The sequence below is a fragment of the Vibrio sp. RC586 genome (genome assembly GCF_000176715.1).
In the GTDB taxonomy this organism is placed as follows: Bacteria; Pseudomonadota; Gammaproteobacteria; order Enterobacterales; family Vibrionaceae; genus Vibrio.
In genome coordinates this window covers 843,822-857,904 of record NZ_ADBD01000007.1, presented here as the reverse complement: position 1 = coordinate 857,904, position 14,083 = coordinate 843,822, and the positions used below count along the sequence as shown (strand labels likewise).

Here is a 14,083-nt window from a genome sequence, read left to right as displayed (position 1 = left end):
ATGTCTATGCAACATGAGTCTCCTATTAAGCGTCGCCCCTCGACACGTATCTATGTGGGTGACGTTCCTATTGGTGATGGTGCACCCATCGCCGTACAATCCATGACCAATACCCGAACCACAGATGTGGCTGCCACGGTTGCGCAGATCAAGTCTTTGGAAAAAGTGGGTGCAGATATCGTACGCGTCTCGATCCCTACAATGGATGCTGCAGAGGCGTTCAAACAGATCAAACAGCAAGTCTCAGTGCCTTTGGTGGCTGATATTCACTTTGATTATCGTATCGCGCTGAAAGTGGCAGAATACGGCGTGGACTGTTTACGAATCAACCCAGGCAATATCGGTAATGAAGAGCGCATTCGCTCAGTCGTTGACTGCGCGCGTGATAAAGGTATTCCGATTCGCATTGGTGTCAACGGTGGCTCGCTCGAGAAAGATCTTCAGCTAAAGTACGGTGAACCTACGCCAGAAGCCTTGGTGGAATCTGCGATGCGTCACGTTGATATCCTCGATCGTCTCAACTTTGATCAGTTCAAAGTCAGCGTAAAAGCCTCGGATGTGTTCCTCGCGGTGGAATCTTATCGCCTGTTGGCGAAAAAGATCGATCAACCTCTGCATTTAGGGATCACTGAAGCCGGTGGCGCGCGTGCTGGTTCTGTTAAATCGGCGGTTGGCCTTGGTATGCTGCTTGCCGAAGGTATCGGCGATACGCTACGTATTTCGCTAGCGGCTGATCCGGTTGAAGAAATCAAAGTCGGCTTCGATATTTTAAAATCGCTGCGCATTCGTTCGCGCGGCATCAACTTTATTGCTTGTCCAAGTTGTTCACGTCAGGAATTCGATGTGATTGGCACGGTCAACGCACTGGAGCAACGTCTCGAAGATGTGCTGACACCGATGGATGTGTCGATCATTGGTTGCGTGGTGAATGGCCCAGGTGAGGCGGAAGTTTCTCACTTAGGTTTAGCGGGCAGCAATAAGAAAAGTGCGTTCTATGAAGATGGCGTACGCCAGAAAGAGCGATTTGATAACGATGATCTAGTTGCTCAATTGGAAGCAAAAATTCGCGCGAAAGCGGCGCAACTAGACGAAAAAAATCGCATCAATATCCAGCAAATAGAGCAAGATTAATCTCAACGATATTACGGTAAGAATTGTGGCAAAAACTATTCAAGCAATCCGAGGCATGAACGATTGCCTCCCAGCCCAGTCTCCACTTTGGCAAAAAGTGGAAGGCGTGGTGAAAAATGTAATCAGCGCTTACGGTTACAGCGAAGTTCGCATGCCTATCGTTGAGATGACCCATCTGTTTAGCCGCGCGATTGGTGAAGTTACCGATGTGGTGGAAAAAGAGATGTACACCTTTGAAGATCGCAATGGTGACAGCTTAACGCTGCGTCCTGAAGGCACGGCGGGCTGTGTGCGTTCCGGTATCGAAAATGGTTTGCTGTATAACCAAGAACAGCGCCTGTGGTACATGGGACCGATGTTCCGCCATGAGCGCCCTCAGAAAGGCCGTTATCGCCAATTCCATCAGTGTGGTGTGGAAGTGTTTGGTTTAGATGGTCCAGATGTGGATGCAGAACTGATCATGATGACCGCACGCCTGTGGCGTGAACTGGGTATCGCTGAACATGTTCGTTTGGAGCTGAACTCAATTGGTTCACTAGAAGCGCGTGCCAATTACCGTAGCGCTTTAATTGAATATCTAGAACAGTACCAAAATGTACTGGATGAAGATTGCAAACGCCGTATGTACACCAACCCGCTGCGTGTATTGGATTCAAAAAATCCCGATGTGCAGGCGATTCTGGGTGATGCACCACAGTTGTCTGATTATTTGGATGCTGAATCAAAACAACATTTTGCAGGTTTGTGTGAACTTCTGGATGCCGCAGGCATCGAATACACGGTTAATCAGCGTTTGGTACGCGGCCTTGATTACTACAACCGCACGGTTTTTGAGTGGATCACCGAAAGTCTGGGTTCACAAGGTACCGTTTGTGGCGGTGGTCGCTATGATGGCCTGGTTGAACAACTGGGCGGTAAACCAACTCCTGCGGTAGGTTTCGCTATGGGCTTAGAGCGTTTAGTGCTGATGATGGAAACCTTGGGTAATACCGAAGTTCGTCGTAGCGTGGATGTGTACATGGTGACCGCGGGTGAAGGCACTATGATGGCGGGAATGAAACTCGCTGAACAACTGCGTGAACAAGTGCCGGGTCTGCGCGTGATGACTCACTTCGGTGGTGGCAATTTTAAAAAGCAATTTAAACGCGCTGACAAAGTAGGTGCAGCCATTGCATTGGTATTGGGTGAAGACGAAGTCGCCGCTCAAACCGTGGTAGTTAAAGATTTAGCGGGCGGTGAACAGAGCACTGTTGCTCAAGCTGAAGTAGCCCAATTATTGGCTCATTTAGCGTAATTCTCCCCCAGCACGTTTTAAATAAGAGGACAGGAAGTGGAACTCTACGATACTGAAGAACAACAAGTTGAAGCGATAAAAGATTGGTGGAAAGAGAACGGCAAAGCGGTAATCTTTGGTGCTGTGATTGGCCTAGGTGGCCTATTTGGCTGGCGTTACTATCAAGACTCTGTTGTTGCTGCGCAAGAAGCAGCTTCACATAATTACAGTCAAGCGATGGATGCCCTTGTTGCCAAAGGCGCTGAAGCAGAGGCTTCTATCCAAACCTTTATTGATGCCAATAAAGAGACGGAATATGCAGTACTTGCGGCCATGCAACTGGCAAAAGTACAGGTCGATGCTGGTCAACTGGATGAGGCTCTTGCTCAGCTTGAGTGGGCAAATGGCGTGACCAAAGATCCTGCATTGAAACCGCTACTGACATATCGTGTTGCTCGTTTACAAGCAGAGCAAGGTCAATTTGAGGAAGCACTGGCTCAACTGGGCAATATTCAAGAAAAATCTTGGTTAGGCCGTGTGGCTGAGCTGCGAGGTGACATTCTGATGCGTAAAGGGGATAGTACAGGCGCTTATGCGGCTTATACCGAGGCGCAACAAGCCGATGATGCTAGCCAAACTCTGCAAATGAAATTGGATGATCTCGCGAAGTAAGGGCACTCCCTGATGAAGAAGCTGTTCAATCAAGTGCTGGTCGCGGCGGGTGTGCTAACACTTCTCGCTGGTTGTGCCAGTGAAGAAGAAAACGTCATTATAGCCCCACTGCCTATTGTGAAAAGTGAATTTACACCGAAAACTCAATGGAGCACTTCGGTGGGAGATGGCGTTGGTCACTACTTCTCAAAACTCGCACCGGACTATGCTTACGATAAAGTTTACGTTGCTAGTCGCGATGGTATCGTCAAAGCGTTGGATCCACAAAACGGTAAAGTGATTTGGAGCACAGATCTTGAGGTTGATGGTTCCGCCCGCTTATCCGGTGGCATCACGGCTGCTTTTGGTAAATTGTTCATTGGCAGTGAAAACGGCGTAGTGAATGCGTTAGATGCCGAAACTGGGGAACCGTTATGGACCTCGGTCTTGGAAGGCGAAATTCTTGCCGCTCCGGCAGCTGACAACAACATAGTGATCGTCAATACCAGTCGCGGTGCGTTGATTGCGCTCAATCAAGAAGATGGCGCGCAGAAATGGACCATCAGCACTGAGGTTCCTAGCTTAACGCTTCGTGGTGATAGTCGCCCGACAGCGGTATCTGGTGGCGTGTTTTGGGGTACCCCTAGTGGTCGTCTGGCTGCTGCGATTGCCGAACGTGGCCAATTGATTTGGCAACAGCCAGTAGGGCAGCCAAAAGGGGCGACAGAAATAGACCGCTTGGTGGATGTGGATGCATCTCCCTTGGTCATCGGTGGTACGCTATTTACCGTTGGATTTAACGGTCAACTGATCGCCATTGATTTACGTTCGGGCCAGCCAGTGTGGAAGCGTAACTACTCTTCTGCAACCGACATGGCGACTGATGGCAGCCGTATTTACTTAGTTAGCGATAAAGATCACTTGGTAGCGGTAGACACTCGCAGCGGAACGGAAATTTGGAACAATAGCAAACTTGAGCATCGCCTACTTACCGCACCGAAATTGATCGGTGATTATGTTGTTGTGGGGGATGCGGAAGGTTACTTACATTGGATTGATCGTGATAGTGGTGAATTTGTTGCTCAGCAACTGGCCAATGACAGCGGTTTTGCTGTTGGGCCATTAGTGTTGAGTGATGGCTATGTTATCGTGACTCGCGATGGGCAAATAAAGAAGCTGACGATTCAACAGTAAATTGTGATATGATTCACACGCGGCTCCTGGCTGGAAACAGTTAGGAGCCGTTTTATTGCTAGTGGCATCAAATTGATAGTGCCATTATGGTGTCCGTCTGTGTGGTTATAGGTAAAAGTGGTTATAGGTAAAAATTTAGCGCTTGTGACAGAGTGTTTACCTATAACTACATAAGATGAAATTTTGTAGAGGTTGTTATGGTACCTGTTGTTGCTCTTGTTGGGCGTCCAAACGTCGGTAAATCGACGCTGTTTAATCGACTCACTCGCACACGGGACGCATTAGTCGCGGATTTTCCCGGTTTAACTCGCGATCGTAAATACGGTCAAGCTAAGTTGGGTGAACACGAATTTATCGTGGTTGATACCGGTGGTATCGATGGTTCAGAAGAAGGTGTAGAAACCAAGATGGCTCAGCAATCGCTCGCTGCGATTGATGAAGCTGATGTGGTGTTGTTCATGGTGGATGGTCGAGCTGGTCTGACCGTTGCTGATGAAGCGATTGCTCAACACCTACGTCGAATCGAAAAACCAGCCATTCTGGTGGTGAATAAAGTTGACGGGATCGACGCTGATGCCGCTTCTGCTGAATTTTGGCAGCTGGGCATGGATCAAATGTACCAAATCGCCGCGGCACATGGTCGTGGTGTGGGTGCATTGATTGACCGTGCACTTAACCCGTTTGCAGAGCAAATGGAATCTGAGCAAGCTCAGCTTGAAGATCTGACGAATGAAGAAGATCCAGAAGAAGAGCAGCTAGAGTACAGTGAAGAAGAAGCGGAAGCAGAATACAAGCGTCTGCAAGACTTACCGATTAAACTGGCGATCATCGGCCGTCCAAACGTTGGTAAATCAACGCTGACTAACCGTATTCTGGGTGAAGAGCGAGTGGTGGTTTACGATATGCCGGGAACCACGCGTGATTCTATCTACATCCCAATGAAACGTGATGAGCGCGAATATGTATTAATTGATACTGCGGGTGTGCGTCGTCGTAAGCGTATCAATGAAACCGTTGAAAAGTTCTCGGTTGTTAAAACGTTGCAAGCGATTGAAGATGCAAACGTGGTACTGCTGGTGGTCGATGCGCGTGAGAATATCTCCGATCAAGATCTTAGCCTACTCGGCTTTGCTCTAAATTCTGGCCGCTCAATCGTGATTGCAGTAAACAAGTGGGATGGTCTGAGTATTGACGTCAAAGAACACGTGAAGAAAGAGCTCGATCGCCGTCTTGGTTTCGTTGATTTTGCACGCATTCACTTTATTTCTGCATTGCATGGAACAGGGGTTGGTCACTTGTTCGAATCGGTGCAAGAAGCGTATCGCTCTGCGACAACCCGTGTCGGCACCTCAGTTTTGACTCGCATTATGAAAATGGCCACCGATGATCACCAACCCCCTATGGTGCGCGGTCGCCGTGTGAAACTGAAATATGCCCACGCCGGTGGTTATAACCCACCAATCATCGTTATCCACGGTAACCAAGTGAACGAGCTGCCAGATTCATACAAACGTTACTTGATGAACTATTACCGTAAATCGCTAGAAATTATGGGTACACCGATTCGTATCCAGTTCCAAAATAGCGAAAACCCATTTGAAGGTAAGACAAATAAAATGACTCTCTCACAAGAGCGACAACGTAAGCGCTTGATGAGCATGGTGAAAAACCGCAGAAAATAATTTATAAAGCCCAAGTAAACTTGGGCTTTTTTGTCTCTAAAGGATTGTTATTACATGATCTATTGCGCAACAGAAGTCACTTTTCCACAAGGGATCACCGCCCTTGATACTCAAATCATGCTATGCCAGCCCCATTCTACTGGGGTTGATGTTGTTACTTATAAAACGCCTTTTCATCCGGTTAGCCATATTTGGCCTGACCATCCGGCGGATCGTGGTGCATTCATCTGGCAAGGAGAGGAATATCCTGTTACTGACTGCTTAGTGGGTGCCATTGAACAAGCATCGGGTCATTTGTATGTCGGAAGTGATATTCCCGTAAAACGAGATGAGGCAGGCTGGATATTTGTGGTCGTACACCGTCTAAGCCAAATGCCACCTGCACTCAAAGTGGGTGAGAGCGTTAAATTGGTGGTGGATGCTCAATACCAAGCCAGCTTGAGCCGAGGTCATAGTGCTGGTCATTTGGCTTATTTGGCACTGAATAAGGTTTTGGCTCAAAGTTACTGGCGTAAAGATGCTGACCGTAAAGACCCACATGGGTATTTTGATTTCAACAGCTATGCGCAGATATCAAGTTCTGTAACGCCTAACTGTTCAACAGATTTGTACCGTTTAGGAAAAACACTGCGTAAGCGCGGCTTAAATAGTGATGATGTTCTAAGATATTTGGATTTGATAGAGAAAAACACTAATCAGCAGCTTGTGCAGTGGCTAGCGCTAGCGAGTCCGATTCAACTTGAGTGTGAAGGTTTGGCTCTGACAGATTCGCGTTACTGGGTATGTGACTTACATGAAGGATCCGTAGCTCGTATTCCTTGCGGAGGAACACATACCAAAGGGTTGGAAGCCTTTCGGATGATCAAAGTAGTGCTAAAACAAGTCGATGAACAGCATATCGAAGTAGTAACTAACACAGAACCGACTGGATTAGAGGGATCTTTTTAGTATATTCTGATTTTTATTTGAAATGATGCATCTTATGGAATTAATGTCTGTTTAAAATCCAAATGCAGGATATGTAACTTATGCTTTCGGTGGGTGGTTATATAAAAGTTCTTTTAGGGGCAGATCGCTGATCAAAAGCTTTTGAGCGGAAGATCAATGTAGGATCTTGTTTAAAAGAGTATCAGGTATTGGTTAAACACTGTGCATTAAACTAAGTAGGCGTGATAAGGATCATGGCGCATGATCCCCGCTATAGAGATTATGTGACGCAACGCAAAATACTAAGGAGAGCGCAATGGACAACCCATGTCCTGTATGTGGTCAAGAGTTGGAATGGACAGGGCTGTATCACTGTACTGCTTGTGTTCAGGATTATCGCAAAGTGGGTTTTTGCCCAGAGTGTGACTGCGAGTTAGAAAAGCTGCAGGCATGTGGTGCGGCAAATTACTTTTGTAATCAATGCAATGAGCTTAAATCGAAGTCAAAAATCCGTTTTGTCTTCCAGCCGCTTAGCGCGAATTCACTGTAGAGAGAATCTCGCCATCCATTAACTGGGTGACTAAAGTGTCACCCGGTTTCACTTGAGCGCTTTGACGCACTAACTCACCTTGTGTGGTACGTGTCACCGAATAGCCACGGGCTAATGTTGCAAGAGGGCTGACTGCATCCAACTTTTCACTCAACAAAGCAAGTTGATGGCGTGATTGGATCAAATAGTGTTGGATCGACTGATTTATTCGCTGCTCTTGCTGGATCAGGTGAAAACGCTGTTGGCGGACCAAGTGAATGGGCGAATGGAGTTCGATCTTATGGCTTAAGCGATCCCAACGCTGCTGCTGAGTTGCCAGACGGTGCTGCATCTTTTGCTCAAGGCGTAGGCTGAGTTCATCAAGTTGCTGCTGCTGGCGCTCTAAACGAGCTTGTGGATGCTGTTTATCGAGCTTGTGCTGTATACGAGCAAATTGCGTATCTTGCTGCGTCAAATAATGACGCATGGCACTGGCGAGTTTGGCTTGCCATTGATGCAAGGCTTGCTGTTTATGGCGATTATCACGGCTGACCAATTCCGCAGCTGCAGAGGGGGTAGGAGCACGAACATCGGCGACAAAGTCAGCGATCGTCACATCGATTTCATGGCCTACCGCACTGATAACCGGGATTTCACTCGCGGCGATAGTACGCGCCACGATTTCATGGTTAAAACACCACAAATCTTCTAAAGAGCCACCACCGCGACCCACGATTAATACATCACACTCCGAGCGTGCATTCGCGCGACCAATCGCTTGGGCAATTTGAATCGCGGCATCTTCGCCTTGTACGAGAGTGGGGTAGATCACCACGGGTAAATTCGGGTCACGGCGCTTGAGCACGTGTAAAATATCGTGCAGTGCGGCACCGGTACGTGAGGTAATTATCCCAACACAGCGAGGGTTTTCTGGAAGTGCTTTCTTTCGCGTCTGAGCAAACAAGCCTTCTGCGGCAAGCTGCATCTTCAGTTGTTCAAACTGTTGTTGCAGGCGTCCATCCCCTTCAGGCTGCATGCTTTCGAGGATGATTTGGTAGTCACCACGCGGTTCGTATAGTGAGAGACGAGCTTTGACTAATACCTGCTGACCATTTTGTGGTTTGAAGTTAACCAGACGGTTATTGCCCTTGAACATCGCGCATTTTACCTGCGCTTGGCTGTCTTTTAGGGTGAGGTACCAGTGACCAGAAACGGGGGCGGAGAAGTTTGAAATTTCACCCACCAACCAGACGATCCCCATTTCATTTTCCAGTAATAAACGAACTTCAGAATTTAAACGGGAAACGGTATAGATATTTCGATTGGCGAGAGAAGAAGACAACGCTGATTCCTCAGACGTGGGTATGGAAATTAGCCGCAATATAATACATATCAAGGGGTGGAATGCAAATAAAAAATGAAAAAATGTGTAGTCAACCGATTGCCTCGGGCGTATAATCCGTCCGCAATATCAAATATAAATCCATTTTATTAGGCGAAACGATGAAGTGGATTTCCGTTGTTAACACTCCTGTTGTGAGATATTGCACATGCTACGAATCGCAAAAGAAGCTCTAACCTTTGACGATGTTCTACTCGTCCCTGCTCATTCCACCGTTCTTCCAAACACTGCCGATCTTCGCACTCGGTTGACCAAAAATATCGCGCTGAACATTCCTATGGTTTCTGCGTCTATGGACACTGTCACGGAAGCACGTCTTGCGATCGCTCTGGCTCAAGAAGGCGGCATTGGCTTTATTCACAAGAATATGTCGATTGAACAGCAAGCAGCTCAAGTTCACCAAGTGAAAATCTTTGAAGCCGGTGTGGTTACTCACCCTGTGACGGTTCGCCCTGAGCAAACCATTGCTGATGTAATGGAATTGACTTACCACCACGGTTTTGCGGGTTTCCCTGTTGTAACAGAAAACAATGAACTGGTTGGTATCATCACTGGCCGTGACGTTCGTTTCGTTACTGACCTCACCAAATCGGTTGCCGCAGTCATGACGCCAAAAGAGCGCCTAGCGACGGTAAAAGAAGGCGCAAGCCGTGCTGAAGTGCAAGAAGAGATGCACAAAGCGCGTGTTGAGAAAATTCTAGTGGTGAATGATGAGTTCCAACTTAAAGGCATGATCACCGCGAAAGACTTCCACAAAGCCGAAAGCAAACCCAATGCATGTAAAGATGACCAAGGTCGTCTGCGTGTTGGTGCTGCTGTTGGCGCTGCTCCAGGCAACGAAGAGCGTGTTAAAGCCTTGGTTGAAGCGGGCGTTGACGTACTGCTGATCGACTCTTCTCACGGCCACTCAGAAGGTGTTCTGCAACGTATCCGTGAAACTCGCGCGGCTTACCCACACCTTGAAATCATCGGTGGTAACGTGGCGACAGCTGAAGGTGCGCGCGCTCTTATTGAAGCGGGCGTGAGTGCTGTGAAAGTCGGTATTGGCCCTGGTTCTATCTGTACGACTCGTATCGTAACGGGTGTGGGTGTTCCTCAAGTTACTGCGATTGCGGATGCGGCAGGTGTGGCTGAAGAGTTCGGTATTCCTGTTATCGCAGATGGCGGTATCCGTTTCTCTGGCGATATTTCTAAAGCGATTGCTGCTGGTGCATCTTGTGTGATGGTTGGCTCTATGTTCGCTGGTACTGAAGAAGCACCGGGCGAAGTCATTCTGTTCCAAGGCCGTTCTTACAAAGCCTATCGCGGTATGGGTTCACTGGGTGCGATGTCAAAAGGTTCATCAGATCGTTACTTCCAAACCGATAACGCTGCGGACAAGCTGGTTCCAGAGGGCATCGAAGGCCGCATCGCTTACAAAGGTCATCTAAAAGAGATCATCCACCAACAAATGGGCGGCCTACGCTCTTGTATGGGTCTGACTGGCTCTGCCTCAGTAGAAGATTTGCGTACTAAAGCTCAATTTGTACGTATCTCTGGTGCGGGTATGAAAGAGTCTCACGTACATGACGTGCAGATCACGAAAGAAGCTCCAAACTACCGTCTGGGTTAAGCGTAAACGTTTGCTTTAATGCTTGATGACTGAATGTGAGGCGAGTAGACTCGCCTCCGTTTTAAGACTTCCTGTTTTTAATACTTGGCTGATAAGACTGCTAAACAATGACTAAGAATATTCATGACCAACGAATTCTGATCCTCGATTTCGGATCTCAATATACCCAGCTGGTTGCCCGTCGCGTGCGCGAAATCGGTGTGTACTGTGAGCTGTGGAGCTGGGATGTAGAAGAGGCGGACATTCGCGAATTCAATCCAGACGGTATTATTCTTTCTGGTGGCCCTGAAAGCGTGACAGAAGCGAATTCGCCACGTGCCCCACAATATGTGTTTGACAGTGGTGTGCCAGTATTTGGTGTTTGCTACGGCATGCAGACTATGGCTGAGCAGTTAGGCGGCCGTGTCGCGACCTCTGATGAGCGTGAGTTTGGTTATGCTCAGGTGAAAGTTTCTGGCGAATCAGCGCTGTTTAAAGATCTTGAATTGACTCAAGACGTTTGGATGAGCCACGGTGACAAAGTGGTCGAAATTCCAGCTGATTTCGTAAAAATCGGTGAAACCGACACTTGTCCATACGCAGCGATGGCCAATGAAGAGAAGAAATACTACGGCGTGCAGTTCCACCCAGAAGTAACGCATACCCAAAACGGTTTGCAGATGCTGGAGAACTTTGTTCTTGGCGTGTGTGGTTGTGAGTGTCTGTGGACGTCAGAATCTATCATTGAAGATGCCGTTGCACGTATTAAAGAGCAAGTGGGTAACGATGAAGTGATCCTTGGTCTTTCTGGCGGCGTGGATTCTTCTGTGGTTGCCATGCTGGTTCACCGCGCGATTGGTGACCGCCTGACTTGTGTGTTCGTGGATAACGGTTTACTGCGTTTGAACGAAGGTCAGCAAGTGATGGATATGTTTGGGGATAAATTTGGCCTAAACATCATCAAAGTGGATGCAGAAGAACGTTTCTTGAAAGCACTGGAAGGCATTGATGAGCCAGAAGCGAAACGCAAAACCATTGGTCGTGTGTTTGTTGAAGTGTTTGATGAAGAATCGAAAAAACTGAAAAACGCTAAATGGTTGGCACAAGGCACGATTTATCCAGATGTGATTGAATCAGCGGCTTCAAAAACCGGTAAGGCGCATGTGATCAAATCTCACCACAACGTGGGTGGGTTGCCAGATGACATGAAAATGGGTCTTGTTGAGCCACTGCGTGAGCTGTTTAAAGATGAAGTGCGTAAGATCGGTCTTGAGCTTGGCTTGCCTTACAACATGCTTTATCGCCACCCATTCCCAGGTCCTGGCCTTGGTGTGCGAGTGCTTGGCGAGATCAAGAAAGAGTACTGTGATTTACTGCGTCGTGCAGATGCGATCTTCATTGAAGAGCTGCACGCAGCGGATCTGTATAACAAAGTTTCTCAAGCCTTTACTGTGTTCTTGCCAGTTCGTTCTGTTGGTGTGATGGGTGATGGCCGTAAGTACGATTGGGTTGTGTCACTGCGTGCAGTCGAAACTATCGACTTTATGACCGCACATTGGGCGCACCTGCCTTATGAGTTCTTAGGCAAGGTTTCCAACCGCATTATCAACGAAGTGAATGGCATTTCTCGCGTGGTGTATGACATCTCCGGTAAGCCACCTGCTACGATTGAATGGGAATAATATTCCATAAAAGTCACATAAAACCTCAGGCATAGTCTGAGGTTTTTTCTTTTGCAACAGAATCTGTTGTTTTTGTATTTCCGTTCAAAATCTTTATGTAGACCGCAAGCGTACGATTTACATCGTCCTGAAATGGCTCGCAATTCTGGCTTTTTCCTTATTTTTTACTATTAAATTAGTGCTCAATAAGCCTACTCTCAAATGGATTTCCAAGTTGAGAGAAGGGCTTTCATCTATGTTTAAACTCAAACACACGGCGTGGTGGGTGGCTATGGCGTGCGCATTGCCAGCACAAGCGGCAATGAATATTCAGCCTGATCCACAAAACCCTGGTGGTTATGTGGTTGCTAAAGCGGATATTGCCGCAGCAGAGCAAGCCAAAACCGCCAATCCTATGTACGGTATTTGGTCAAATGCGTTAGCAACTCGATCTAATGCGATTGTCGATGCGATCGAGCCGGGACTGGCGACAAACCCTGATAACGTTAAACGGGTTGAGCGCGTATTTCCTGAATCAGAGTGGAATTTCCTCACTCATATGGCGGCACCTGAATACACCTATACCCGTTTCTTGCGTGCGATTGGTAAATTCCCTGCATTTTGTGCGGAGTATACTGATGGCCGTAATTCCGATGCGATTTGTAAAAAATCGATCGTGACGGCTTTTGCTCACTTTGCTCAAGAAACGGGCGGGCATATCGCGAAAGACAATATTTCTGATAACCCATTAGCTTTGGAAGAGTGGCAGCAAGCTTTAGTGCATGTGCGGGAAATGGGCTGGTCAGAAGGTCAAGAAGGTTATACCACGGGGTGTGGTCAAAATGACTGGCAGAACAAGAAGTGGCCTTGTGCTACTGGGCAGGGTTACTTTGGCCGTGGTGCAAAACAGCTTTCTTACCACTTTAACTACGGTGCTTTCTCCGAAGCCATGTTTGATGGTGATGCTAAGGTACTCTTGAATAATCCCGGATTAGTGGCTGATTCGTGGTTGAACTTAGCATCTGCCATCTGGTTCTTCTTAACACCACAAGCTCCAAAGCCCGCTATGTTGCATGTGATTGATCGTACTTGGGTTCCATCACAACGTGAAATTGATGCAGGGATTGGTTATGGTTTTGGTACCACTATCAACATCATTAACGGTGGTATTGAGTGCGGTGAACAGAATAAAGACAAAGGTCAGCCGGTTAACCGTATTCGTTACTGGGAAGGCTTAGCGGAGCATTATCAAATTCCGATCGAAGCGGATGAGAAGAATACTTGCTGGCAGCAATTGCCCTACGGCAGTTTAAATCTCAATGGTGCGACCGATGTGCTTTACACCAACTGGGATGGCAACTGGAAATATTACCCAGATCGTCCAGGTGGCTACTCATTTGAATGTGAGTTGGTGGGCTTCCAAACCGCTTATTCCGCTTTGGTGAAAGGTGACTATGAGAAGTGTGTGACCAACTTGTATGGTTCACATGCGAGTTGGCCAAAAGTTCGTGTAGTGGAAAAGCTCGATCCATTACCGACAGATCCGACGGATCCACCAGTCGGTGGTGCCCCTGCATGGGAAGCCGGTAAGGTTTATAACACGGGTGATAAGGTAAGTTATAAAGGCGCGGTTTATCAAGCCAAGTGGTGGACACAAGGTGATGATCCTACCAAAGGTGGTCCTTGGGCGTTGGTTTCTGGTGAAACAACACCGCCAATGGAACCGACTCCTCCGCCAACAGAGCCAGTACCTCCGACAGAGCCAACACCACCGACTCCGGTTCCACCAACAGAGCCAACCCCTACGGATGCGATTGTGTGGCAACCTGGAGTAACCAAAGTCGCCAATGGTGACAAAGTTATCTACAACGGTCAGTGTTTTACGGCTAAGAACAGTCCGGGAGTGTGGGAGTCACCGACTCAGCCTAATTGGTTTTGGGATAAAGTTTCCTGCTAAGTCTTTGTATTTAAAATGTATATTTAATCGCTCAACTTAGGTTGGGCGATTTTTTTGCTCGCATCTGTAACTAGCTGTTTCAACA

The 14,083-nt window shown here is 47.6% G+C and carries 11 protein-coding genes; 10 read left to right on the top strand and 1 reads right to left on the bottom strand.

Annotated features, from left to right (window positions below):
* The first annotated feature begins 6 nt into the window (after positions 1–6).
* The 7 genes from ispG to VOA_RS10440 all read left to right on the top strand — a co-directional run bounded on the left by ispG (position 7) and on the right by VOA_RS10440 (position 7,408).
* Positions 7–1,131 carry a flavodoxin-dependent (E)-4-hydroxy-3-methylbut-2-enyl-diphosphate synthase gene (gene ispG, locus VOA_RS10410; RefSeq protein ID WP_001163463.1) on the top strand — a complete coding sequence of 375 codons (1,125 nt, stop codon included), beginning with the start codon at positions 7–9 and terminating at the stop codon, positions 1,129–1,131.
* 25 nt (positions 1,132–1,156) lie between these two features.
* Positions 1,157–2,425: a histidine--tRNA ligase gene (gene hisS, locus VOA_RS10415; RefSeq protein ID WP_001140459.1), complete on the top strand. Its 1,269-nt coding sequence runs from the start codon at positions 1,157–1,159 to the stop codon at positions 2,423–2,425.
* 36 nt (positions 2,426–2,461) lie between these two features.
* Positions 2,462–3,076 (top strand): YfgM family protein, encoded by a 615-nt coding sequence (locus VOA_RS10420; protein ID WP_000424764.1) that lies wholly within the window; start codon positions 2,462–2,464, stop codon positions 3,074–3,076.
* A gap of 12 nt (positions 3,077–3,088) precedes the next feature.
* Positions 3,089–4,249 (top strand): outer membrane protein assembly factor BamB, encoded by a 1,161-nt coding sequence (bamB, locus tag VOA_RS10425; RefSeq protein ID WP_000732737.1) that lies wholly within the window; start codon positions 3,089–3,091, stop codon positions 4,247–4,249.
* A 197-nt stretch (positions 4,250–4,446) separates the two neighbouring features.
* A complete protein-coding gene (der, locus tag VOA_RS10430; protein WP_000249408.1) occupies positions 4,447–5,931 on the top strand; it encodes a ribosome biogenesis GTPase Der in 1,485 nt (494 codons plus the stop codon).
* 54 nt (positions 5,932–5,985) lie between these two features.
* Positions 5,986–6,879, top strand: coding sequence for an alanyl-tRNA editing protein (locus VOA_RS10435; protein ID WP_000638608.1), 894 nt, complete (start codon positions 5,986–5,988; stop codon positions 6,877–6,879).
* 295 nt (positions 6,880–7,174) lie between these two features.
* The gene (locus VOA_RS10440) at positions 7,175–7,408 is read left to right on the top strand and encodes a zinc ribbon domain-containing protein (RefSeq protein WP_000369857.1); all 234 of its coding nucleotides are present in this window, start codon (positions 7,175–7,177) and stop codon (positions 7,406–7,408) included.
* Here the strand turns inward: VOA_RS10440 and xseA are convergent.
* A complete protein-coding gene (gene xseA, locus VOA_RS10445; RefSeq protein WP_000099119.1) occupies positions 7,389–8,729 on the bottom strand; it encodes an exodeoxyribonuclease VII large subunit in 1,341 nt (446 codons plus the stop codon). The two genes, VOA_RS10440 and xseA, sit on opposite strands and share 20 nt — an antisense overlap.
* A gap of 208 nt (positions 8,730–8,937) precedes the next feature.
* On the opposite strand from xseA, the gene guaB reads away from it, so the two are divergent.
* From guaB to VOA_RS10460, 3 genes are all read left to right on the top strand, one after another.
* Positions 8,938–10,401: an IMP dehydrogenase gene (gene guaB / locus VOA_RS10450; RefSeq protein WP_000944166.1), complete on the top strand. Its 1,464-nt coding sequence runs from the start codon at positions 8,938–8,940 to the stop codon at positions 10,399–10,401.
* 107 nt (positions 10,402–10,508) lie between these two features.
* Positions 10,509–12,062: a glutamine-hydrolyzing GMP synthase gene (guaA, locus tag VOA_RS10455; RefSeq protein WP_000164601.1), complete on the top strand. Its 1,554-nt coding sequence runs from the start codon at positions 10,509–10,511 to the stop codon at positions 12,060–12,062.
* Positions 12,063–12,297: 235 nt separating this feature from the next.
* On the top strand, positions 12,298–13,998 hold the full coding sequence (locus VOA_RS10460) for a chitinase (RefSeq protein WP_000475496.1): 1,701 nt from the start codon (positions 12,298–12,300) through the stop codon (positions 13,996–13,998).
* The last annotated feature ends 85 nt before the right edge of the window (positions 13,999–14,083 follow it).